The sequence below is a fragment of the Pseudoalteromonas sp. UCD-33C genome (assembly GCF_001306895.1).
Taxonomy (GTDB): domain Bacteria; phylum Pseudomonadota; class Gammaproteobacteria; order Enterobacterales; family Alteromonadaceae; genus Pseudoalteromonas.
The window spans coordinates 23,276-45,470 of sequence record NZ_LJTB01000009.1 but is presented as its reverse complement, the minus strand read 5'-3'; the positions used below and the strand labels follow the sequence as shown (position 1 = coordinate 45,470).

Here is a 22,195-nt window from a genome sequence, read left to right as displayed (position 1 = left end):
AAACAATAAAAAAGCGCCCTTGGGGCGCTTTTTGCTTAGCTATTTAAACTAAGATCAGCAAAATTATTTTAGGTTATTTACCAGCCAATATAGGTCTGAATGAACCCCAGCCGCAGTGACTTCTTTACCCGCTCCAGGGCCTTGGATCACTAATGCATTGTCTGTATACCACTGTGAATTGATCACAAAGATGTTATCGCCAGGTTTAAGGCTTGCTAATACATCATCTTTGCCAACATTAACTAAACCAACTTGCGCCTGAACCTTGCCATCAACGAGTGTGATAGCACCGGTGTAGCGCACCACTTTGTCTTCTGCCGCAGCTTGCGCTGCTTTTTCTGTCATAAATTCATCGAGCAGCTGTTTGTTTGCAAGAAAATCTTGCCAGCTTCCTGCTGCAAGCTGTTCAGGCATCAGAGGTGTCAAAGCAATGTCATCTAGCTCTAAATCTAGGCCTAAGTCACGCGCTAAAATTAGTAGTTTACGCTGCATATCTCGGCCAGATAAGTCTTCACGAGGATCTGGCTCTGTATAGCCCATTTGCTGAGCTTGAAGCACTAAATCTGAAAACGGCACGCTACCATCGTAACTGCTACATAACCACGATAAAGTACCCGAGAATACCCCTTCAATACGGTTAATACTGTCACCGCTATTTTGTAAATCAGCTAAAGCAAAGTTAATCGGTAAACCTGCGCCTACACTGGTGTTGTAGCGCCATAGTAGATTTCGCTCAGCTAAATTAGTACGTAAGTTTTGATACCAACTATGCGCGGCAGTACCCGCATATTTGTTTGCACTGATCAAATGACAGTTAAGCTCTACAAAATCAGGATACAACTGACTAAAAGCCTCACTGGCAGTGATATCAATCACTACTTTGTGCTCATAATCTAGCTCATTGATACGTGCTAATAACTCAGCTTTATCGTAGCTTTGCGCTTCATTGTGCCACTGCTCTTGCCATGTTTCGGTATTTAAACCACTAGCACTAAAAAGCATTTGTTTAGAACGTAAAAGAGCTACTACTTTTACTTTGTACTGAGCAGATAAACGAGCAAACTGAGCTTGTAGTTGCGATAAGAATACTTCGCCTACATTACCAAGGCCAGCAACAATAATAGCCAGCTCTTGACCTTTGTTTACCAGCTTGTCATGTAGAAGGGTTAAAACATCACTATCAATTGCCTGATCGTTTAAGATCAACACATAGTTATCGTCTTGTTGTACAAAACGCGGATGAATGCTTTGCTCTTTTAAAAGTGCTGTCGCTTGCTCTGTCAGCGCAATTACATCAGCCGTCGGTGCAACCACTGCACAACCACTTAAATTAGACTCGACAATATTTGCACGGCCCGCTAAGTGGCTTACAACTTGGTGAGTGCTTTGACCTGGCACTAATAAGTAAGTATCGCCATCTTTAGTAAAGTGGTGCAGGCTGTGTTGAATTAACTGACTAAGTTCACCGACTTCACCACTGCTTAGTTTATCAACCCTTAATAAATCGATGTTATCTAAGGTAGTAATAAAACGCTTTGCTTTACTGTAACCTTCTTTTACTACTTCGGTTGGCGTTGCATCACAATCAAAACTACTTCTTACCACCAATTTAATTTCTGTGTCTTTTAACGGCGACAAGGTTTTTGCATGCAATACTGGGTTACCTAAACGCGCTAATAAGTTAGCTTGCTCGCGGCACACCTTGGCATACTTAACTGCATTTTTAACTTTACGAGGGTCAGTACTAAATACACCTTGTGTGTCTGTCCAGATAGACACTTGCTTAGCAAAAGTATAACTCGCTAACAAGGTGGCACTGTAATCACTGCCATTACGACCTAATGTCACCGTATTACCTTGGCAATCTGCAGCTATAAAACCCGTTACTACGTTGATATGTGTTCTGCTAATCGCATCACTGCACTGCTGTTGGTTTTTTTGATGTAAAAGCTGACCATCATTTAGAGTAAATAACTGCCTTGCATCAACATCTTGCGCAGCGACACCTAACTGATTTAGGTAAGCGGCCAATAACCGCGCCGACCACACTTCACCATGAGCAAGTAAAGGTGCTTCAAGTAACTGCTGTTGACGAATTAATTCATTTAATACGGCAAGTTCATCTTTTAACTGTGCCAAGGCCTGTTGTTTATTCTGACCTATAAGTAACTGCTCAATTAAAGCCCGTTGATTATTATCAATAAGCAATAGAATATCGCTAACAGCTTGGCTATCTTGCTGCTGGTAACTTTGCCAAAGCTTTACCAGGGTGTCAGTTGTTTTACCCGATGCCGACACAACCACGCAATCGCCCTGCTCTGTATTAGCAAGAACAATGTTCGCTACCGCATGGTAACGATCTGCCGAGCTTAAGCTTGAGCCACCAAATTTATGAACAATATTTACCATTTCTTCTACCACAATGCCGTATGTGCTGGCGTTAACTTAAATGACGCGTTTTGCTGTGTATCTTGCTGTGTTAGCTTAGCTTCAGCTTTTGTAACTTGTTGGCCTTGACCTGGTTTTACTAAATTGAAAACACGGTCTAAATCTGCAATGAGATCTTTTACGTCTTCAATACCTACAGAAATACGGATCAGCGTATCGCCTACACCGGCTTCAAGGCGCGCTTTAGGCTCCATACCTGCGTGGGTCATTGTTGCAGGGTGACAAATCAAGCTTTCTACCCCACCTAGCGACTCAGCAAGGCTAAAGTCTTTAAGGCTTGTTAAAAACGCTGCTGCATCGTTGATATCGCCTTTAATATCAAAGCTCACCATGCCACCAAAGCCACGTTGCTGTGCTTTAGCAAGCTCATGTTGTGGGTGAGAAGCAAGGCCTGGGTAATAAACTTGGCTTACATAAGGTGAGCTTTCTAAATAATCAGCAATGGCAAAGGCATTTTCTTGGTGCTGCTTTAGGCGTACATTTAAAGTACGTAAACCACGAAGCGTTAAGTAGCTGTCAAATGGTGCACCAGTAATACCGATATTATTCGCCCACCAAGCAAGCTCGTCGCCTAGCTCTTGCGTTGCAGCAATCACTGCACCACCCACTACATCAGAGTGACCATTGATGTATTTAGTTGTTGAGTGCACAACAATATCAACACCAAACTCAATTGGGTTTTGTAATGCAGGTGATAAGAAGGTGTTGTCAGCCGCAACCAAAGCACCACACTGCTTAGCAATACTAGTAATTGCTTTAATATCTGTTAAACGCAAGATTGGGTTACTTGGCGTTTCAATCCAAATCAACTTGGGTTTAATCGCTAAAATTTCTTGGAGATTTTCAGTTTTAGTTAAATCCAAAACTTTTAGTTTTAACAGGCCACGTTTTTCAAGCGAGGTGAATAAACGGTAACTACCGCCATAACAGTCATGTGGGATCACTAACGTATCGTCACTGTTTAATAGCTGAGTGGCTAAATGCACTGCAGACATACCTGTTGCAGTTATAATACCTCTAGCACCACCTTCAAGCTCTGCTAAGGTTTCAGCTAAGATATCGCGATTTGGATTACCGCTGCGACCATAGTCATACTGGCGCTTAGTATCAAAATCAGCAAACGAATAGGTGGTTGATAAGTAAATTGGCGGTACAACCGCACCATGATGTTTATCGGCTTCGATGCCGTGACGAACAGCAATCGTCGCTTTATTTTTTTCGCTCATTTCATCACCTATTCTTAAATTGGATGTTTAGACGTCTAAAAGGTTAGATGATCAAATATGAGAAGTCAAAGCATTTATGGCTTATACATAGAAGTTTATACATTTACACCACTAGATGGCTAAATAACTAGTATTTGACTATCTTTTTTAAAGAGATAGAATTTCCGCATCTTGCGCTGTGAATAAGGCGTAAATCACTGACAACCGAGGCAACGAAACAACTTATGGCTAAATGGAACGGTGAATACATTCACCCATATGCAGAACACGGTAAAAAATCAGAACAAGTAAAAAAGATTACCGTATCGATCCCACTCAACGTATTAAAAGTATTAACTGACGAGCGTACACGCCGCCAGATCAATAACCTGCGTCATGCGACGAACAGTGAGTTATTGTGTGAAGCTTTCTTACATGCTTTTACAGGTCAACCATTACCAAATGATGACGACCTACGTAAAGACAACCCTGAAAAGGTACCTGAAGAAGTTAAAAAAATTATGCAAGAAATGGGATTAGATATCCCAGTGCTTGATTCAGAATAAGTATTTCGGCCATCGGATCACCGCCGATAATCGCAGATATAAAAAAACTCAGCCTAGGCTGAGTTTTTTATTGCGCGATATACCTAATAGCTAATTAAGCTTAACGCATGTAATCTTCTGGCATGTCGATTTGCGCCACACCCGACTCTACTGCTGCTTCAGCAACAGCACGTGCAATACGTGGTAATAAACGCGGATCCATAGGCTTAGGAATGATGTACTCGGCACCAAACTCAAGTGACTCAACGCCAGCTGCTTTTAATACTTCACTTGGTACAGGCTCTTTCGCGATACCACGAATTGCGTGAACTGCAGCAATTTTCATTTCATCATTAATTGCCGTTGCACGAACATCTAACGCACCACGGAAAATAAATGGGAAACAAAGCACGTTATTTACTTGGTTAGGGAAATCTGAACGACCCGTTGCCATAATTAAATCGTTACGCGCACTGTGTGCAACTTCTGGAGCAATCTCAGGATCTGGGTTTGAGCATGCAAACACGACTGGCTTATCAGCCATCAGCTTAAGATCATCTGCTGTTAACAGGTTAGGACCTGATACACCAACGAATACGTCAGCATCAGCAATAACATCTTGTAATGTACGCTTATCGGTATTGTTAGCAAATAATTGCTTATACTCGTTTAAGTCATCACGACGTGTATGGATCACACCTTTACGGTCAAGCATATAAATGTGTTCACGTAGTGCGCCACACTTAATTAAAAGCTCCATACAAGCCACAGCAGCAGCACCGGCACCTAAACATACGATGATGGCATCTTCGATGTCTTTACCTTGCACTTCAAGGGCGTTAAGCATACCAGCAGCAGTTACAATAGCTGTACCATGTTGGTCATCGTGGAAAACTGGAATATCACAGCGCTCGATAAGCGCTTTTTCGATTTCAAAACACTCTGGCGCTTTAATATCTTCAAGGTTGATACCACCAAACGTATCAGCGATGTTAGCAACCGTATTAATGAAATCTTCTGTTGTGCGGTGTTTAACTTCAATATCAATTGAGTCAAGGCCAGCAAAACGTTTAAATAGTAACGCTTTACCTTCCATTACAGGTTTTGATGCAAGCGGACCTAAGTTACCTAAACCTAAAATTGCGGTACCGTTTGAAATAACCGCAACCATGTTACCTTTGCCTGTATATTTATAGGCATTTGCTGGATCAGCAGCAATTTCACGGACTGGTTCAGCCACACCTGGGCTATAAGCTAAAGCGAGATCGTTAACCGTTTCGGCTGGTTTGGTTAGTTCAACACTAATTTTACCTGGAACGGGGTGAGCGTGGTAATGTAATGCTTGTTCACGAAAATCTGACATAACGCGATAGTATCCTGCAAAAAGTTAAAAAGTGAGAGAGCTTGCATCAGTACGATACCTGTAATGTATAAAAATTCCAAGTATTATCAGGTCTATCCTGTTATATGCTATATCGCTTAATTTTAAAGGATTTCCCAACAATTTCTGTGCATAGTTGCGATTAATCAGACATAAAAATTCACCTGTTTATGACCTTTTAAGCACGTGTTTTTGTATTTTATACGCACGTACACTGCAATTAGCCGAAATTAGCCCAAAATAGCCATTTCAACGAAGTTCACAGCATTTACTCACAAAGTTATTTAAATTTATTATTTTTAATAACTTTTATGAAAGTTTATACAAAAAAGAATATAGCCAAGGGGTGGCACTTTGTCTGCAAAATTAGCGACATAATGGGCATAACAACCAGAAATAGTTATGCAAGATACATAAGTGAAGATGATAAGTAAGTGGCAGCGTTATACCAATTCGCTTAATTAAGTGATCTATTTTGAGGCAATAAAACCTCGTTGATAGCAAGGCAAAAATTTCGTTATTTAGTTGTTCTAAATCAGAAATTTTTAACGCAGATAGCGACAGGTTTAACCCCTCAAAATGATTAAGTATTATTGCGGATTGGTATCAATAATGAGTTTTGTGAATTTTAGGCATAAAAAAAGCACCCTAAGGTGCTTTCTTTAACTAAACAGCAGAGATTACTTCTTGCTGCTAAGTGCACCGAAGCGCTTGTTGAAACGATCAACACGGCCGCCAGTGTCTAAAATCTTTTGCTTACCAGTGTAAAACGGGTGACACTCAGAACATACGTCTAAGTGGATGTCTTTACAAAGAGTTGAGCTAGTTTCGAATTTGTTACCACATGAACAAGTTGCAGTGATAGCTTCGTACTTAGGGTGAATACCTTCTTTCATAGGGAACCTCTAGTTAAGGCCGTATCGCTCTCCAAACCCGAAGTCTGGCACCATACGCAGTTAATACAATTAATAGGCCGCGTATTTTATAGCTCAAGTGACCTTGCGACAAGCTTTAAATGCATCTTTCGCTAAAAAAATAATCAAATGGCGTGTTGTTCAGTATTTGTTGGTAGGTTTTTAACAGTAATTTTAGTACATTATCTTTCTACCTTTGTTTCAGTTGAGTTGTCATGCACTTTGTAGAAGTTGCCATAAAAGTCCCTTTACAGCGTACCTTCGATTATAAAGTTGAACAGCTGCTGCATAGCCCTGAGTTAAAGCCAGGTATGCGCGTTCGCGTGCCATTTGGTAGTCAAAAAAAGGTTGCCGTGGTCTTGGCTCTTAAAACATCAACCGATGTTCCTGCTGACAAAATAAAGCCGATTATTGATGTTATAGACGACACGCCAGTTTTATCTGAGCAACATTTAGCATTACTAAAATTCACAGCACGCTACTACTGTTACCCATTGGGCGAGACCATTCATACGGCACTTCCGGCTGCATTAAGGCAAGGCGAATGCCCAGATAAAACCAGCATTAACATGGTTGAGCTAACCGATAAAGGTGCAAAGCTGCCGTCGCTGAAAGCAAAAACCCAGTTAAATTTATTAAAGCAGCTAGCCGAATCGGGCAAATCATCGCTTACAGAATTAAAAGCACTCGGATTTACCAAAAAAACCATCGACAGTCTGCTCGATAAAGAACTGATCACTCAGTTTATTGAACATGATAACCAATGGCAGCAACGCGCGCCGACTGTTGGTAGCAAGCCGGTGCTTAATAAGGAGCAAGCTGTTGCCTGCACTAGCATTAACCAAGCTCGTGGCTTTACCAGCTTTTTGCTTGAAGGAGTTACCGGAAGTGGTAAAACCGAAGTGTATTTGCAATGCCTAGAAGGAGTACTCAAAAAAGGTCAGCAAGCCTTAGTATTAGTGCCTGAAATTGGCTTAACACCACAAACAGTCAACCGTTTTCGTCGTCGCTTTCCTGATACACCAATTATGCTATGGCATTCAGCCCTAACAGATAACGAACGCTTACAGACCTGGCGTTTTTGTGAAAAAGGCAGCTGCGCCATAGTGATCGGCACACGTTCGAGTATTTTCTTGCCCTTTTTATCTCTTGGCATGATCATCGTTGATGAAGAGCACGACAGCTCGTTTAAGCAACAAGATACACTACGCTATCATGCTAGAGACCTAGCCGCTTATAGAGCATATCAGCATAATATTCCGCTCGTTCTAGGCAGTGCCACACCAGCACTTGAGACCTTACATAAAGCAATTAATAACAAATATCAGCTGTTGAGTCTAACTGAACGCGCCCAAACCAGTACTGATAACCAGTTCCACTTAATGGATATGAAAGGTCAGCCTGAGCAAGCAGGGATTGCCCATGCCAGCCTTGCTTATATGCGCCAACATTTAGAACGTGGTAAGCAAGTGATGGTGTTTTTAAACCGTCGTGGTTTTTCGCCTACCCTTATATGCCATGAGTGTGGTTGGCTAAGTGAGTGCTCACGTTGCAGCACCAGTGCAACCTTTCATAAAGCCATTGGCCAGATGATTTGTCACCACTGTGGTGAACAACATCAGGTCCCTCATCAATGCCCGGATTGCGGCAGTACGCAGATTTTTCCAAATGGCAAAGGCACTGAACAAATCGAAGAGTTTTTAACACAAACCTTCCCTGACATTCCGATTAGTCGTATTGACCGAGATTCAACTCGTCGTAAAGGCAGCTTAGAAAAAGCGCTTGATGATATTAACCAAGGCGGTGCTCGCATCTTAGTTGGCACGCAAATGTTGGCAAAAGGCCACCACTTTGCCGATGTTAGCCTTGTTTTAATCCTAGATGTCGACAGTGGATTATATTCTTGTGACTTTCGTGCCACAGAGCATTTAGCGCAACTGGTTACGCAAGTGGCAGGGCGTGCTGGTCGAAGTGGTGAACCTGGGCAAGTATTATTACAAACTCACTTTCCTGAGCACCCGCTACTACAAGACTTAGTTAATAATGGTTACCAAGATTTTGCCCGTTACGCACTCACAGAGCGAGAAGAAGCGCAGCTTCCGCCAATCACAAATATGGCTATGGTTCGTGCCGAAGGACATAACATAAATCAAGTGATGGATTTTTTAACTGATTTGGTTCCTGTCCAGAACGTATCTGGTATACAATTGCTCGGTCCGATACCTGCACCACTGGAACGTGTAGCAGGTAAATATCGCTTTCAGTTACATATTCAGGCGCAGGAACGCTCCCACTTACACCAATATTTAGCGCAAATGGTCGACTATATAAGTACCAGTAAATTAGCGCAAAAGGTGCGTTGGAGCTTAGATGTTGATCCTATAGATATGATTTAAAGGCCAATTAAGAGTCATGGCACAACACGATTACATAAATAAAAAACCAGCAAATCGAAATAATAAAAAACAAGCCCCGGCGAAAAAGCCCTTCCCTATTATTCTTGTTTTAATTGCGCTTATCTTAGTAGGCGGGTTTGGTTACGGCCTATGGTATATCAAACATAATGCTGATCCTGAGTTAGTAGAACAGCAAGCGAACCCGACTAAAAAAGAAGAAGTAGTTATTCCACCACCTAAGACACCTGAATTTATCAAAGAGATTAAAGAGCACGAAGTTCAGGTTGAAGTAAAAGAGATTGAACAAAAAGGCCCATATGTAATGCAATGCGGCTCTTTTAGAACATTAGAGCAAGCACAAACATTAAAAGCTAAAATCGCTTTTGCGGGCTTAGTGGCCGAAGTTAAGAAAACACAGGGCAGCAATGGTGTTTGGTATAAAGTGCGCTTAGGCCCATACGAAACCAAACGTTTAGCCGAAAGTGACAAGAATAAACTTAAACGCATCAAAATAATGGGCTGCGGAATTTGGCTTTGGACTTGATTTTAGTTCATTCACCCATATAAACACCTCATCAATCGCTTTTTACGAGCGGCCTTGCCGCTCGATGATGAGGAATAATCATGACCACTATTGTAAGTGTACGCCGCGACGACAAGGTCGTTATTGGTGGCGACGGCCAAGTTTCGCTTGGTAACACCGTAATGAAGGGCAACGCCCGCAAAGTTCGACGTCTTTATAATGGCAAAGTAATCGCTGGTTTCGCTGGCGGTACTGCTGATGCCTTCACCCTTTTCGAACGATTTGAAAGCAAACTAGAAATGCACCAAGGCAACTTAACCAAAGCTGCCGTAGAAATGGCCAAAGATTGGCGTAGTGATCGCGCACTTAGAAAGCTCGAAGCACTATTAGCAGTTGCAGACGAAACTGCTTCATTAATTATCACAGGTAACGGTGATGTTGTGCAGCCAGAAAACGACCTAATTGCGATTGGCAGTGGTGGTAACTTCGCGCAATCAGCAGCCACAGCGCTACTAGAAAACACCGACCTAAGTGCACGTGACATTGTAGAGAAAAGCCTTACTATTGCAGGCAACATCTGCGTATTCACGAATAATTTCCAAACTATTGAAGAATTGTAATAGGAACTGCCATGTCTGAGATGACGCCAAGAGAAATCGTTCACGAACTTGATCAACATATTATTGGCCAAGCTAAAGCTAAAAAAGCAGTTTCAATCGCGCTACGTAACCGCTGGCGCCGTATGCAACTGAGCGATGATTTACGTAGTGAAGTAACACCAAAAAACATTTTAATGATTGGCCCAACAGGTGTGGGTAAAACTGAAATTGCTCGCCGCCTAGCTAAACTTGCTAATGCGCCTTTTATTAAAGTTGAAGCAACAAAGTTCACCGAAGTGGGCTATGTTGGTAAAGAAGTTGAAACGATCATTCGTGATTTAGTTGATATCTCAATTAAAATGACGCGTGAACAGCAAACCAAAAAATTCAAACATCGCGCTGAAGAAGCGGCAGAAGAGCGTATTTTAGATGCTCTTTTACCACCAGCACGCGATACCTTTGGTGAGTCAAAAACAGAAGAGAACTCTTCTACTCGCCAATCTTTCCGTAAAAAATTACGTGAAGGTCAGTTAGACGATAAAGAAATTGATATCGATGTTGCACAAGCTCAACCTAATGTTGAGATCATGGCTCCTCCTGGTATGGAAGAAATGACCAACCAGCTTCAGAGCATGTTTCAAAACATGGGTGGCGATAAGCGCAGCAACCGTAAGCTAAAAATCAAAGAAGCATTTAAGCTATTAGTTGAAGAAGAAGCAGCAAAACTTGTTAACCCTGAAGAGTTAAAAGAGCAAGCTATCTTCGCAGTTGAACAAAACGGTATCGTGTTTATCGATGAGATTGATAAAATCTGTAAACGTGGTGAAGCATCTGGCCCTGATGTTAGCCGTGAAGGTGTACAGCGCGACTTACTTCCATTAATCGAAGGTTCAACAGTAAGCACTAAACATGGCATGGTTAAAACTGACCACATGTTATTTATCGCATCTGGCGCATTCCAAATGTCTAAACCATCAGACATGATCCCAGAGCTACAAGGTCGTTTACCAATTCGCGTTGAGCTTGAAGCACTAAGTGCTGATGACTTTAAACGTATCTTAACTGAGCCTCATGCTTCATTAACTGAGCAACAACGTGAGCTGTTAAAAACAGAGCAAGTTGACGTTGAGTTTACTGATGATGCCATTGAACGTATCGCAAAAGCAGCTTGGCAAGTGAATGAAAAAACCGAAAACATCGGTGCCCGTCGCTTGCACACTGTGATGGAAAAACTAATGGAAGAAATTTCATTTGATGCTTCAGAAAAAGCTGGTTCAACACTAACAATTGATGCCAATTACGTTGAGCAGCATTTAGGTGCACTTGTTGAAGATGAAGACTTAAGTCGCTTCATTCTTTAATCAACAAATTAGCGTTATAATTAAAAGCCTCCTGTTGGAGGCTTTTTAGTTTATATAAGGTAAGGCTCACATGAAAGAAGTCACTAAAGTGCATTATCACAGCGTTAGCAAAGTATTAGATGTTCATTTTGATGATCAGACTATTGCTCAATTTAGTGCTGAATTTTTGCGTGTTCACTCACCTTCTGCTGAAGTACAAGGTCATGGCAATGAATCAATGAAACTCGTACTTGGTAAGCAACAAGTAGGAATTAGCAAGATTGAGCCGGTTGGTCATTATGCGATTCGACTGGTGTTTAGCGATAATCATAATAGCGGTTTATTCAGTTGGCACTATTTAAGTGAGCTGCAAGCTAACCATGATGAGCTTTGGCAGCAATACCAAACAAGAGTCTCTGAGCACGAAGCAAGTAAAGACAGCGTGCCTATTAAGTTTGTGCCTTAACACCTATCAAAATGCCTCGATAAAGCACACCTAAAAACAAAAAAGCGCGATGACGACACCGTCACCGCGCTTTTGTTTTTCAACAGACTAATTCATTAAACTTTAAACTTATCGATTGCCTGATAAAGCACACGTGCTTGCTCAGACACCTCTTCACTGGTTTGCGCATTAGTCGCCGCGTGACCCGATGCCTCTTGAGCGATATCACGAATACGTACCACGTTTTTATTCACCTCAGAAGCCACTTGGCTTTGCTCATCAATTGCGGTGGCAATGTGAGTACTCATATCCATTATGGTTTGTACATCTTCGGTGATTGAGCGAAGCAACTCACCAGCTTTACTTGCCTGTGCTGCACTTTCGCCACCTTGCGTACGACATTGCTGCATAATGCTCACCACTTCTTGCGTACGCCCTTGCAAGGTCGAAATGATGCTCTCGATCTCTTGCGTTGAATCTTGAGTACGCTGTGCAAGTGAGCGAACTTCATCTGCTACTACCGCAAAGCCACGGCCTTGTTCACCGGCACGCGCCGCTTCAATGGCTGCATTGAGTGCCAGTAAGTTTGTTTGCTCAGCAATGCCACGAATAACATCAAGTACAGAGCCAATGGTTTCAGCGTCTTTTTCTAACTGCGACACCACGCTTGACGCATTACCGAGTGAATCAGATAAGTGGTTTATTTGCACCACAGTAGATTCAACCTCAGAGCGGCCTTGCTGCGCACTTACGTTAGTCGACTCAGCTTTTTTCGCTGCTGCTTCAGTATTGTGTGAGATATCTTGAATCGTCGCCTGCATTTCGGTGGCAGCTGTGGCAACCATATCAGCTTCGTGAAGCTGCTCTTGCATACCTGAGCTAGTTGCTGCAGTCGTTTCAGATAAATGTTCTGTTGCCACGTTAAGAGTACTTAGCGCTGTATTTACCTCGTAAATCAGCTTTTTAAAATCACTGATCAAGCTATTAAAGTCGATCGTCATTGTGGTGATTTCGTCTTTACCTGATTGAGTAATCGACATACTTAAGTCGTTATTGCGACGAATTTCGTTAATCGTGTGGTACACACGTTCGATAGGCTGAATAATTGAGCGGCTAGTAAAGTAAACTAATAGCATCACTAAAATGCTCGCAATAATAAACACAAGAATGGCAATCAACTGCGCACTAGCAGCTCTCGATTCTACAAACTCTTTAGTTTGTGTGGTCAGTTGGCTGACAATTGCATCACTAAGCTCAACACTACGTTTCATCTCACCGAGTGCCCCTGAATCTAAATCAAGGCCCAAGGCAACTTGTGCATCAACCAAGGCTTTAAATTTACTTTGATAAGTCGTAAGCAAACTAAGTAATTGGTTTTCGTAATTTGCATCGAACCCAGCGTTTTTAACCTCTGATCTAAAGCTAGCAACTAAATCATCAAACTTGCCCATATACTTTAAATCAAAGCGCAGCATAAAGTCTTTTTCTGCACGGCGAAGCTGTAGCATTAAAGTTAGTAATTTATAGTTTTCGCGCTCACTTAATAATGTTTCTACTTGATGCACCGCACCACGTAAATCACCATAAAGTGCATCTTTAGGGTGTAAACCTATTTTCTTTTGTAGTACCACAACTTCATTGAAGTCATCGTAATAAGTTTTCGCAAGACGTCTAAACTCATTGAGCTTAGATGAGTCCATCGACAAATCTTTCACTAACTCATCTAGTCGCGCCATTTTAATTTTTAGCTGCGAATACTCTTTCTCAAAAAGCTCGAGGCTATCGACATCTTTGTAAAACAAAAAGTTTTTTTCATGTTTACGCATCGCAAGTTCATGAATGTCGAGCTCCTCCGCATTTTGAATTGTTTCGTTGAGCTTTAGCATCATGCGCGACTCAAAGATAATTACACACAGCATCACAATCATTGCAAGACCAACAACGAGCGCGTTTAACTGTAAACGACGCTTAATAGTTAAGTTTTGTAATACATTCATTCAAAGTGCCTTATAGAAACATGCATTTAAAGTATAGCTAAACTATTTAAAGCAGCTAATAAAAAGTGGTTAAACTTGCCGCGCATTTTCCAATATAAGGTACTTTTAAACAATCAGTTTTTGTTCTAAATCAACCTGTTGCCATAGATGTTTATGCAATTTATCCAGCTTTTCCCATTGTTTTTTTTGCAACCAATCAACCAAGGGTGCTGGATCGCTCGGAAAATTCAGTTTTTTGTTCTGTGGCGATTGCAACCAATCATCCATCGCATTGGGGTTTAAATAGCTCATGACATGGGCTGCTCCCATCGACAATAGCGTCTGTGCATTAATCCCCTGCTCAAATTGTTTTCCAAGTGGTTTTAACAATAACTTTTTACCAAGTTGCAATGCTTCACTTGCAAGTTCAAATCCGGCGTTACCAATCACGCCGCCAGCATTGGCCAGATCATTTAAAAACCCAACACGTGAAGGCGCTCTTAGATGAATATTACCGATAGAGCAATCTTGCGCATCTGGGTGATAACAGTAAAACTCACGCTCAGGAAAGTCTTTAAGGTAGTCGACCACACTGTCTAGGTTCTCAAAAGGCAAATACACCAACACCTTATTTTCGACCATCACCGGGTTATCATGGTGATGATTTGCAATAAATGGCGGAATGATGTTTTCTGCATAAGGCTGCCAATGCACCCCTAAATAAACACTCGCTGGTGCATAATTACGGATTAGGGCACGACGAAAAAAAGCTCGGCCAAACATCGGCACTTTATCAGATAAAAACGCCGCTTGATGGCTCATACCAATAACAGGGATACCTTGCTGTTTAGCTGCCCATGCTGTAATCGGCTCAAAGTCATTAAACACCAAGTCATAATGACGTAAATCAAGGTTTTTTATATCTTTTAAAAGCTGCAGCGGGCGCGCATTTTTTAATGTTTTAAAGCTATCAACCTGCCCCGACTTGCTGGTAAACGACAAACCTCGAAAAGCTCGGTAATCCGCAAAGTCATCCATATCAAAGTAGTCTTGCTCTTTACGACCCGAAAACACATAGTCAACATCGACTCCTAATGCTTTAAAGGTCGTTGCCATTACTCGTGCTCGAGTAATATGGCCATTACCCGTACCTTGAATACCGTACAAAATTCTCATATAGACTCCACCACCATTACAGCTAATACTGCACAACTTGACCCCATCACTGCGCCAATAACCACATCAGCAGGGTAATGCACACCAATAATCACTCTTGAAGCCGCAACCCCTGATGCCCACATCAGCCAAAGCACAGCAAATTCCGGAAAATAGATAGTCAAAATCGTCGCCACCACAAATGCCCCAGCACTATGCCCCGACGGTAAGCTAAATTGGTCGCTTGGCACTAAATAAGCACCTTGCACTAAACAGTCGCAGGGCCTGACCCGTGCGATGCGCTTTTTAGCGAGAAAGTAAATAGGCCGCTCAATAGCAAAACCCACCAAAATACTCATCGCCAGTTGTTGAAAGTGCAGCTGCTCGGTGAACCACCAAAAACCAAGAAACAACACCACGTAAAGTCCGCCATCACCGCTTTTCGAAAACCCGAGCGCTGATCTTCTAAGCCAAATTGGCGAAGCGTCGTTGAATACACTTAAAAACAGCTGTTCATCTACTTTTGCCAATTTAGTAAGTATGTTGTTTGCCATGGTGAGCTCCTTGTCATACTTTGCGTCTAATTTTTATACTCATCTCAGCTTAGGCGCTAAAAATAACAATTAGGTGACGCTTTTGAGACACTAATGTTGCGATGGCGAAATTCCTTTGATTTAAACCAATAATCCGCTATTAAGTCGTTGTTATTGAGTTGTATCAGGGTATACTGAGTACTAAACAGACAGTCTCTTTAGAGGATGAAAAAATGGATTACAGCACTTCTGATTTATGCGACCACTTTGCAGATGTGGTTGATGTGCTCGAACCAATGTTTATCAATTTTGGTGGACGCCCAAGCTTTAGTGGTCGAGTAAAAACCGTTAAATGCTTTGAAAATAACGAGCTGATCCGCGAAATTTTATCAACCGATGGCACTGACAGCGTGTTATTGATTGATGGTGGTGGTTCTACCCGACGCGCCCTTATTGATATAGAGCTGGCTGAAATCGCATTAGAAAACAACTGGCAAGGCATTATCGTTTACGGTGCCATTCGTCATGTTGATGAACTTGAAGAGCTAGACTTAGGCATTCAAGCAATTGCCTCTATTCCTGTTGCTGCCGATAGCGAAGGCGCAGGTGAAGACGGCATTGGCGTTAACTTCGCAGGCGTTTCTTTCTTTGATGACGACTTTGTTTACGCTGATAGCACCGGTATTATATTATCTGCTGAAGAATTAGAGTTAGAAATAATAGAAGACTAATCTCGGTGACAAACTACCTTAAAATTTATGATGAAGCGGCGGTAAAGCACTTATGTGCTCGCCGCGCTAACGAACTTAAAGCTTGGCAAGCCCTTGCCCTTCTCGACACTCAAGTTAACGCCCCACAAGCACTCATCGATGCAAAACACTTCGGTATTCGCTATGTTTTAGTTGGCGTATGTGAAGATATTGGCCCTCGCGCTAACTTAGGTAACGATGGCTCAGGACAAGCGTGGCAAGCATTTTTAAAGCGCTTTTTAAACCAAACGCATAATCAGTTTTTAAACCACGAGCGTGTGTTATTGCTCGGCGAAGTGGCCCTTGATGACTTAAACCAACAAGCTGCTGACCTTGATAATAAAAACGACGCCGACTTAGCCAAACTACGTGAATTATGCGCTGATATAGACACCCGCGTTGAGCAAGTGCTTGCAATGATTTTTGCAGCTGGCCTTGAGCCAATTGTAATCGGTGGCGGCCATAACAACTGCTTAGGTATTTTACGCGCCCTTAGTAAGCAACATGGCAAACCAGTCAACGCTATCAACTTAGACCCTCATGCTGACTTCAGAGAGTGTGAAGGCCGTCATAGCGGTAATGGTTTTAGATATGCGCACAGTGAAAACCACCTTGCTGACTACCATGTGATGGGTTTACACGAATTTAAAAATAACCAAGCGATTATGGATGCCCTGACAAACGCAAACTTCACGTTTGATAGTTATCAAGACATTCAAGTACGTCGCAACGTTGATTTATCTTCGGCATGTAAACACGCATTAGCGCAGTTTGATAATGCACCGCTTGGAGTCGAAGTCGACCTAGACAGCATTTCGTTAATGCCGGTTAGTGCATACACTAACTGTGGCTTTAGTGTAAGTGATGCAGAACATTTTGTGCATTTAGCAGCTAGCCAAACAACTGCTCGCTACCTTCACTTATGCGAAGGCGCACCATCACAACACCCGGTTAGTTTAGAAGCAGGCATGAATGACGCTGGCCAAATCATCACCGCCCTTGTGAATGCGTATTTGCAGGCGAGAGAGGCAAGTTAGAAAAACGCGAGAAACGAGGTAACGACTGATTTTTGTTGGGTCGGGACGAAATAAGCGATACTCAACACATAGAAGCGGTCAGCTCTCAGCCTTCAGCTGTCAGACGCGCGAAACAAGTTTCACGCCTACCTGTAGCAGCGGCTTTATGCCGCGACCCTTAAATTAGAAGCAAGATTCGAGATAAAACACGATGTAACGAGTCAAACTACTCGCTAACTTTCAAGCTGAAAGCTGACGGCTGACGGCTTTAGCTTTCCCCCTGATGCTCTAACCGCCACTGTTTTAACCATGACATCATGCCTACGCTGCTAAGCGGGTAATTAAAGTAATAACCCTGGGCGGCGTAGGTATTCAACGACTTAACAAACTTGAGTTGCTCTAGGGTTTCTACCCCTTCACAAATCACCTTGGCATTATTTTGATTATGCATATCCACCATGCCAGAGACTAGACTACGAACTTGGCTTTGATGGGCAAAATCAGCGGTTAGCGATGCAGCTACTTTAATATACTCAACATTAAGATTAGGTAGCTTCGCAAGCCAAATTGGCGTGTCACCAAAGCCATCAATACACAGCTTAATACCAATACTATTTAGCCTTGCGACCATGGCTTTACCTTGGTCATCTAAGCTCATAAATAGATCGAGCGGGCATTCAATGATTAAATCGCCCGGCTCTAAGCGGTGTTCATTCATAATGCGGTCAACAAATTCAATGAACTCTTCATGCAGCATTTCTGGGCCAAACACGTTAATACTGAGTGGTAGTTCAATGCCTTCCATACGCAGTGCCATAGCAAGCTCAGCAGCACGTTCAATAACATACGCTGCTACAGGGTAACTTAGGCCAGCGACACGAATATCATCAATAAATTTGTTAGCCGAAAGAATGCCTTGCTTAGGATGCTGCCAACGTAGCAGCAATTCTAAAAACTCAATTTGCTCGTCGCTATTACGAATAACTGGCTGAAAGTAAAGTTCAAGTTCGCTGGCAAAATCTAAGTGAGCTAATTCGCGTAGACGTGCTTGTTGCTCTAATTGCTCGATCATCATTTGCGGGTGATAAGGCACAATTTCTCGCTCTGGGTTAGAGTCAAGGGCAAGGTTGGCAAATGAAATTAGGTTCTCGAAGCTGTATTCAGGTTCGTCACAATTCACATAACTGGCGCGCACTTTAACTTCAATGGTGCAATTGGCAACGTTGAATGGCTTTAATGTGACTTGCCTAATTTGGCTGATCAGCTGCTCATGAAGATGTTTTTGCTCTTCGAGTGAGCAAATAAACGCAAAGTTTAAGCCCCCCAAATGCGCTAATTTTTCAGCATGTGCGGTGTTACTTGCCATACTCAACACTGCATCAACACTAAGCTGCTGTTTAATACGTGTGGCCGATTGCGCTAATAATAAATCACCAAAGTCACGACCAATATGCTGGTTAACATCGTTAAAGCCTTCAAGGCGGATCATCACTAATGCACAGTTTGCTGAGTGCTCTTCAGTCCATGCAACAAAGCTATTTCTAAGTGCATTACGGTCTGGTAAACCAGTCAGTGGAGCAGCATCTAAGTCATCGTTATGGAGCGGTTCTACTTCAACCTGCTCATCATCTTCGGGCTCTTCGTAATTAAAAAAGCCTGAAATAGATAAAATAACTACCGAGAAAACAAGCCAATATAAAGCGGTGTCGAGTAATAGGTGGGCAGAGTATAAAACCGCAAATGAAATAGCAGCAGAGACACTCAATATTATGGCAAGCCAATTTGTGGTGCGAAATGCTTGCCATAAATGAAAGCATAAAGCTAAAGCAAGTAAGATAACCAGCCAAGGTAATCCTAAGCTTAAAATAGCTAAACCTAGTACGCCATTAACGACTAGGCTTAGTCTTAAAGTTGAGTTTTGAGTTACGCATAAGGCACAGATCATTGCCATAAAAACGCTACCAGCTAAAAACACTGGCACTACATCACTTGTTAAATTTACGAGTTGCGTGCTACTACTCGCTAAACTAAGAATCAATGACATGTAATCCAAACTGCGTAATAAAACTTATCTAACTAAGTCTACCCAAAATCCACAGATTTAACAGTTTATTTACGCCGAATTGGTAACTTAATTGTGCAGGGTGGGATATTTGCCAGTGAGCAATATCAGCACGAGCCCCCACTTTTAGTACGCCACGATCGTCAAGGCCTAACGCACCCGCTGCGTTTCGTGTTACGCCAGCTAATGCTTGCTCTGGTGTCATACGGAAAATAGTGCACGCCATATTCATCATTAAGTGCAATGAACATAATGGTGAAGTTCCAGGGTTGAAGTCTGTTGAAATGGCGATCGGAACTTGGTACTGCTGCAGTAGTTCAATTGGCGGATATTTTGTTTCGCGTAAAAAGTAAAATGCACCTGGTAACAATACCGCTGCAGTACCCGCTTTGGCCATTGCTTGAATGCCAGCTTCATCTAGGTGTTCAATATGATCCGCCGATAAGCCATTAAACTCAGCAACAAGCTCTGCACCATGTTGATTAGATAACTGCTCAGCATGCAACTTAACCGGTAAGTTGTGCTTTTTAGCCGCTTCAAAAACGCGACGAGTTTGCTCGTTGCTAAAGCCTACGTTTTCACAAAAAGCATCAACGGCATCAGCTAAATCAGCTTCAACAACACGGTCAAGCATTTCACCACACACCAAATCAATGTACTCATCACTACGGCCTTTATATTCAGGCGGTAATGCGTGAGCACCTAAAAACGTGGTTTTAACATCAACCGGGTGGTTCTCACCGAGTAGACGAGCCACTTCGAGAAGCTTAATTTCGTTTTCGCAATCAAGACCATAGCCAGATTTAACCTCGACCGTCGTCACGCCTTCTGCGTATAACGCATTTAAGCGCTCTTTAGCACTAACAAACAGTGTTTCGTGGTCGGCTTCGCGAGTAGCACGTACGGTGCTTGCAATACCACCACCGTTTGCAGCGATTTGTTCGTAGCTAACACCTTGCAAACGCTGCTCAAATTCTTCTGCGCGGCTACCGGCAAACACTAAGTGAGTGTGACAATCAATCAACCCTGGGGTTAACCACTGCCCTTTTGCAGATACAGTTGGCGTTGCTAACGCGTCAAACTCAGGTAAATCGGTTTGTGCACCTAACCAGGCAACTTTGCCATCTTTAACGGCAATCGCTGCATTTTCAATGGCGCCGTAGGGTGCATCGACAGCAGGATCCATTGTGGCGATATTGGCATCTGTGATCAGTAAATCCCAGAGCGCTTGATCATTGTTGGTTGTGTGCATTTTTCACCTATCTTGATGCTTGCTAAAGGCTCAGTATGAGCCTAAATTTAAATTTGCTTAAAGTTTATCAACTCACCTTGTATATACAAGGGAATTATGTCACCTTCAAACATACTATTTACTTACTACATATACATCCCAAAATGAGTGTCCCTAAGTTTGCGCAAATTAAAGAGTTTATTCTGAAAAACATTCAATCGGGAGAATGGCAAGAAAACGACCGTGTCCCTTCAGAAAACGAACTCACCAGTCAATTTCAAGTTAGCCGCATGACAGCTAGGCGCGCGCTATGTGAATTAACCGATGCCGGTATCTTAACCCGCAGCCAAGGCCAAGGTACTTTTGTTGCCAGCTTCAAATCACAATCCTCATTACTAGAAATCAAAAACATTGCCGATGAAGTTAAAGCACGAAACAGCAATTACAGTTGTACGATTTTAGTGATGGAATCAATCAGCGCTATTGCCCCCATCGCGATTGCTTTGGGTGTCGAGGTCGACAGCCATGTTTATCGAAGTGTGATTGTGCACAATGAAAACGAGCAACCTCTGCAAGTTGAAGAACGCTTTGTGAACCCTGCTCTTGCTAAAGACTACTTACAACAAGATTTTCACAGCCTAACACCCCACGAATACTTATCGCAGACGGCTCCTCTTACCGAGGCGCGTCACACAGTTGAAGCAATCATGCCCAATCAAGAAATGTGTGAATGGCTCAACCTGTACAACGAAGAGCCATGCTTACAAGTGATCCGCCGAACGTGGTCATCGCAAGGTATTGTAAGCTTTGCACGTTTAGTCTCACCGGGCAGTAAATACCGACTAGGCGGCCACCTAACTTTTAAAAAGTAGCTAAATAGGCGCTTGATAACGAAAATTCAGTGACTCAATCGCTGAGCCATCAATGAGGCGCAGGCCTTTATCATGGCTAGTAAATGTCGGTGGCTGATTGCCTTGCTCAGCACATTTTTGCTGGTAATAATCTACTTTTTTTGGATGCGACGGATTGACCACATTATAAATGCTGCTCGCACTAGACCAATTTTCGAGTACTGAAAAAATCGCCGCTATCACATCTTGCTGCTGAACCATGTTTACCACTTGCTGACTTGAGCTAGACAGCCCTTTACCTGCCACAAACTTACCTGGGTCGCGCTCAGGCCCAACAAGGCCCGCTAAACGCAGCACTTTACCACCGGCATTGAGCACTAACTGCTCGGCATCAAATAGCAGTTGCTGGCGCGCTGATTGACAATTGATTACTGTACTCTCGTCGTATTGACCATTCTCAGTTGGGTAGACACCCGTCGAAGAACATAAAATAAAGCCTTTACAATTTAGTTGCTTGGCAAGCTCAAGCCCTGCTTGCAAAGTGACTAAATAATTACTTTCTGAGCTGCGACTACGCGGTGGAATTGCACACACCCACCATGCACCTTCAAGAGAAACATCGTGTTTAAGCACATCGTCTGCAAGCGCAAATTGGCGCTGAAAGTCATGTTCGTGCTCGCTACTTCGGTGTGTCCCCTGCACTTGCCATGCTAATTCTTTAGCCTCAACACACAGCGCACTACCAAGCCAACCTGCCCCTAAAACGACCAGTTTATTATTTTCAGAACTCATTTATCCAACTACCTCTAGAAATTATTATTAACGT

19 protein-coding genes are annotated in these 22,195 nt (G+C 42.6%); 9 read left to right on the top strand and 10 right to left on the bottom strand.

The window, feature by feature from the left end; translation table 11 throughout:
- Window positions 1-63: 63 nt before the first annotated feature.
- Both metL and metB read right to left on the bottom strand, forming a co-directional pair.
- Window positions 64-2,409, bottom strand: coding sequence for a bifunctional aspartate kinase/homoserine dehydrogenase II (gene metL / locus AOG26_RS15450; protein WP_054563332.1), 2,346 nt, complete (start codon window positions 2,407-2,409; stop codon window positions 64-66).
- Between the two features lie 5 nt (window positions 2,410-2,414).
- Complete coding sequence (gene metB, locus AOG26_RS15445) at window positions 2,415-3,674, bottom strand: cystathionine gamma-synthase (RefSeq protein WP_054563331.1); 1,260 nt, start codon at window positions 3,672-3,674, stop codon at window positions 2,415-2,417.
- Between the two features lie 224 nt (window positions 3,675-3,898).
- Between metB and metJ the strand changes: the two genes are divergently transcribed.
- The gene (metJ, locus tag AOG26_RS15440) at window positions 3,899-4,219 is read left to right on the top strand and encodes a met regulon transcriptional regulator MetJ (RefSeq protein ID WP_054563330.1); all 321 of its coding nucleotides are present in this window, start codon (window positions 3,899-3,901) and stop codon (window positions 4,217-4,219) included.
- Window positions 4,220-4,319: 100 nt separating this feature from the next.
- On the opposite strand, the gene AOG26_RS15435 is transcribed toward metJ, so the two are convergent.
- Window positions 4,320-5,561, bottom strand: a complete 1,242-nt coding sequence (locus AOG26_RS15435) for a malic enzyme-like NAD(P)-binding protein (RefSeq protein WP_054552813.1) — start codon at window positions 5,559-5,561, stop codon at window positions 4,320-4,322.
- 698 nt (window positions 5,562-6,259) lie between these two features.
- Window positions 6,260-6,475, bottom strand: a complete 216-nt coding sequence (gene rpmE, locus AOG26_RS15430) for a 50S ribosomal protein L31 (protein ID WP_036973208.1) — start codon at window positions 6,473-6,475, stop codon at window positions 6,260-6,262.
- A 233-nt stretch (window positions 6,476-6,708) separates the two neighbouring features.
- Here rpmE and priA point away from each other — a divergent pair, with 233 nt between their 5' ends.
- The 5 genes from priA (at window position 6,709) to AOG26_RS15405 (ending at window position 11,817) form a co-directional block, all read left to right on the top strand.
- Window positions 6,709-8,889, top strand: a complete 2,181-nt coding sequence (gene priA, locus AOG26_RS15425) for a primosomal protein N' (protein ID WP_054563329.1) — start codon at window positions 6,709-6,711, stop codon at window positions 8,887-8,889.
- 16 nt (window positions 8,890-8,905) lie between these two features.
- Complete coding sequence (locus AOG26_RS15420; protein ID WP_054563328.1) at window positions 8,906-9,433, top strand: SPOR domain-containing protein; 528 nt, start codon at window positions 8,906-8,908, stop codon at window positions 9,431-9,433.
- Window positions 9,434-9,513: 80 nt separating this feature from the next.
- Window positions 9,514-10,032, top strand: a complete 519-nt coding sequence (gene hslV, locus AOG26_RS15415) for an ATP-dependent protease subunit HslV (protein WP_054552816.1) — start codon at window positions 9,514-9,516, stop codon at window positions 10,030-10,032.
- 11 nt (window positions 10,033-10,043) lie between these two features.
- Window positions 10,044-11,372 (top strand): HslU--HslV peptidase ATPase subunit, encoded by a 1,329-nt coding sequence (hslU, locus tag AOG26_RS15410; protein ID WP_054563327.1) that lies wholly within the window; start codon window positions 10,044-10,046, stop codon window positions 11,370-11,372.
- A 70-nt stretch (window positions 11,373-11,442) separates the two neighbouring features.
- On the top strand, window positions 11,443-11,817 hold the full coding sequence (locus AOG26_RS15405; protein WP_054563326.1) for a gamma-butyrobetaine hydroxylase-like domain-containing protein: 375 nt from the start codon (window positions 11,443-11,445) through the stop codon (window positions 11,815-11,817).
- A 95-nt stretch (window positions 11,818-11,912) separates the two neighbouring features.
- On the opposite strand, the gene AOG26_RS15400 is transcribed toward AOG26_RS15405, so the two are convergent.
- The 3 genes from AOG26_RS15400 to AOG26_RS15390 form a co-directional block, all read right to left on the bottom strand.
- A complete protein-coding gene (locus AOG26_RS15400) occupies window positions 11,913-13,793 on the bottom strand; it encodes a methyl-accepting chemotaxis protein (protein WP_054563325.1) in 1,881 nt (626 codons plus the stop codon).
- A 105-nt stretch (window positions 13,794-13,898) separates the two neighbouring features.
- Window positions 13,899-14,948: an MJ1255/VC2487 family glycosyltransferase gene (locus AOG26_RS15395; protein ID WP_054563324.1), complete on the bottom strand. Its 1,050-nt coding sequence runs from the start codon at window positions 14,946-14,948 to the stop codon at window positions 13,899-13,901.
- On the bottom strand, window positions 14,945-15,481 hold the full coding sequence (locus AOG26_RS15390) for a phosphatase PAP2 family protein (RefSeq protein ID WP_054563323.1): 537 nt from the start codon (window positions 15,479-15,481) through the stop codon (window positions 14,945-14,947). Before AOG26_RS15390 ends, AOG26_RS15395 begins: the two co-directional genes overlap by 4 nt.
- Window positions 15,482-15,693: 212 nt before the next feature.
- Between AOG26_RS15390 and rraA the strand changes: the two genes are divergently transcribed.
- Window positions 15,694-16,191 carry a ribonuclease E activity regulator RraA gene (gene rraA, locus AOG26_RS15385; protein ID WP_054552822.1) on the top strand — a complete coding sequence of 166 codons (498 nt, stop codon included), beginning with the start codon at window positions 15,694-15,696 and terminating at the stop codon, window positions 16,189-16,191.
- Window positions 16,192-16,196: 5 nt separating this feature from the next.
- Window positions 16,197-17,246, top strand: a complete 1,050-nt coding sequence (locus AOG26_RS15380) for a formimidoylglutamase (protein ID WP_054563322.1) — start codon at window positions 16,197-16,199, stop codon at window positions 17,244-17,246.
- A 247-nt stretch (window positions 17,247-17,493) separates the two neighbouring features.
- Here the strand turns inward: AOG26_RS15380 and AOG26_RS15375 are convergent, their stop codons facing one another.
- On the bottom strand, window positions 17,494-19,176 hold the full coding sequence (locus AOG26_RS15375; RefSeq protein WP_054563426.1) for a GGDEF domain-containing phosphodiesterase: 1,683 nt from the start codon (window positions 19,174-19,176) through the stop codon (window positions 17,494-17,496).
- Between the two features lie 121 nt (window positions 19,177-19,297).
- The gene (hutI, locus tag AOG26_RS15370) at window positions 19,298-20,539 is read right to left on the bottom strand and encodes an imidazolonepropionase (RefSeq protein WP_054563321.1); all 1,242 of its coding nucleotides are present in this window, start codon (window positions 20,537-20,539) and stop codon (window positions 19,298-19,300) included.
- Window positions 20,540-20,682: 143 nt separating this feature from the next.
- Here hutI and hutC point away from each other — a divergent pair, with 143 nt between their 5' ends.
- Window positions 20,683-21,390, top strand: a complete 708-nt coding sequence (gene hutC, locus AOG26_RS15365; RefSeq protein ID WP_054563320.1) for a histidine utilization repressor — start codon at window positions 20,683-20,685, stop codon at window positions 21,388-21,390.
- On the opposite strand, the gene AOG26_RS15360 is transcribed toward hutC, so the two are convergent.
- Window positions 21,391-22,161: an NADP-binding protein gene (locus AOG26_RS15360; protein ID WP_054563319.1), complete on the bottom strand. Its 771-nt coding sequence runs from the start codon at window positions 22,159-22,161 to the stop codon at window positions 21,391-21,393. It abuts the gene before it with no gap.
- Window positions 22,162-22,195 lie beyond the last annotated feature (34 nt).

Coding starts and splice junctions, on each gene's coding strand:
- metL (WP_054563332.1), bottom strand. CDS start 2,409: ATGGTAAATATTGTTCATAAATTTGGTGGCTCAAGCTTAAGCTCGGCA.
- metB (WP_054563331.1), bottom strand. CDS start 3,674: ATGAGCGAAAAAAATAAAGCGACGATTGCTGTTCGTCACGGCATCGAA.
- metJ (WP_054563330.1), top strand. CDS start 3,899: ATGGCTAAATGGAACGGTGAATACATTCACCCATATGCAGAACACGGT.
- AOG26_RS15435 (WP_054552813.1), bottom strand. CDS start 5,561: ATGTCAGATTTTCGTGAACAAGCATTACATTACCACGCTCACCCCGTT.
- rpmE (WP_036973208.1), bottom strand. CDS start 6,475: ATGAAAGAAGGTATTCACCCTAAGTACGAAGCTATCACTGCAACTTGT.
- priA (WP_054563329.1), top strand. CDS start 6,709: ATGCACTTTGTAGAAGTTGCCATAAAAGTCCCTTTACAGCGTACCTTC.
- AOG26_RS15420 (WP_054563328.1), top strand. CDS start 8,906: ATGGCACAACACGATTACATAAATAAAAAACCAGCAAATCGAAATAAT.
- hslV (WP_054552816.1), top strand. CDS start 9,514: ATGACCACTATTGTAAGTGTACGCCGCGACGACAAGGTCGTTATTGGT.
- hslU (WP_054563327.1), top strand. CDS start 10,044: ATGTCTGAGATGACGCCAAGAGAAATCGTTCACGAACTTGATCAACAT.
- AOG26_RS15405 (WP_054563326.1), top strand. CDS start 11,443: ATGAAAGAAGTCACTAAAGTGCATTATCACAGCGTTAGCAAAGTATTA.
- AOG26_RS15400 (WP_054563325.1), bottom strand. CDS start 13,793: ATGAATGTATTACAAAACTTAACTATTAAGCGTCGTTTACAGTTAAAC.
- AOG26_RS15395 (WP_054563324.1), bottom strand. CDS start 14,948: ATGAGAATTTTGTACGGTATTCAAGGTACGGGTAATGGCCATATTACT.
- AOG26_RS15390 (WP_054563323.1), bottom strand. CDS start 15,481: ATGGCAAACAACATACTTACTAAATTGGCAAAAGTAGATGAACAGCTG.
- rraA (WP_054552822.1), top strand. CDS start 15,694: ATGGATTACAGCACTTCTGATTTATGCGACCACTTTGCAGATGTGGTT.
- AOG26_RS15375 (WP_054563426.1), bottom strand. CDS start 19,176: ATGGCAATGATCTGTGCCTTATGCGTAACTCAAAACTCAACTTTAAGA.
- hutI (WP_054563321.1), bottom strand. CDS start 20,539: ATGCACACAACCAACAATGATCAAGCGCTCTGGGATTTACTGATCACA.
- hutC (WP_054563320.1), top strand. CDS start 20,683: ATGAGTGTCCCTAAGTTTGCGCAAATTAAAGAGTTTATTCTGAAAAAC.
- AOG26_RS15360 (WP_054563319.1), bottom strand. CDS start 22,161: ATGAGTTCTGAAAATAATAAACTGGTCGTTTTAGGGGCAGGTTGGCTT.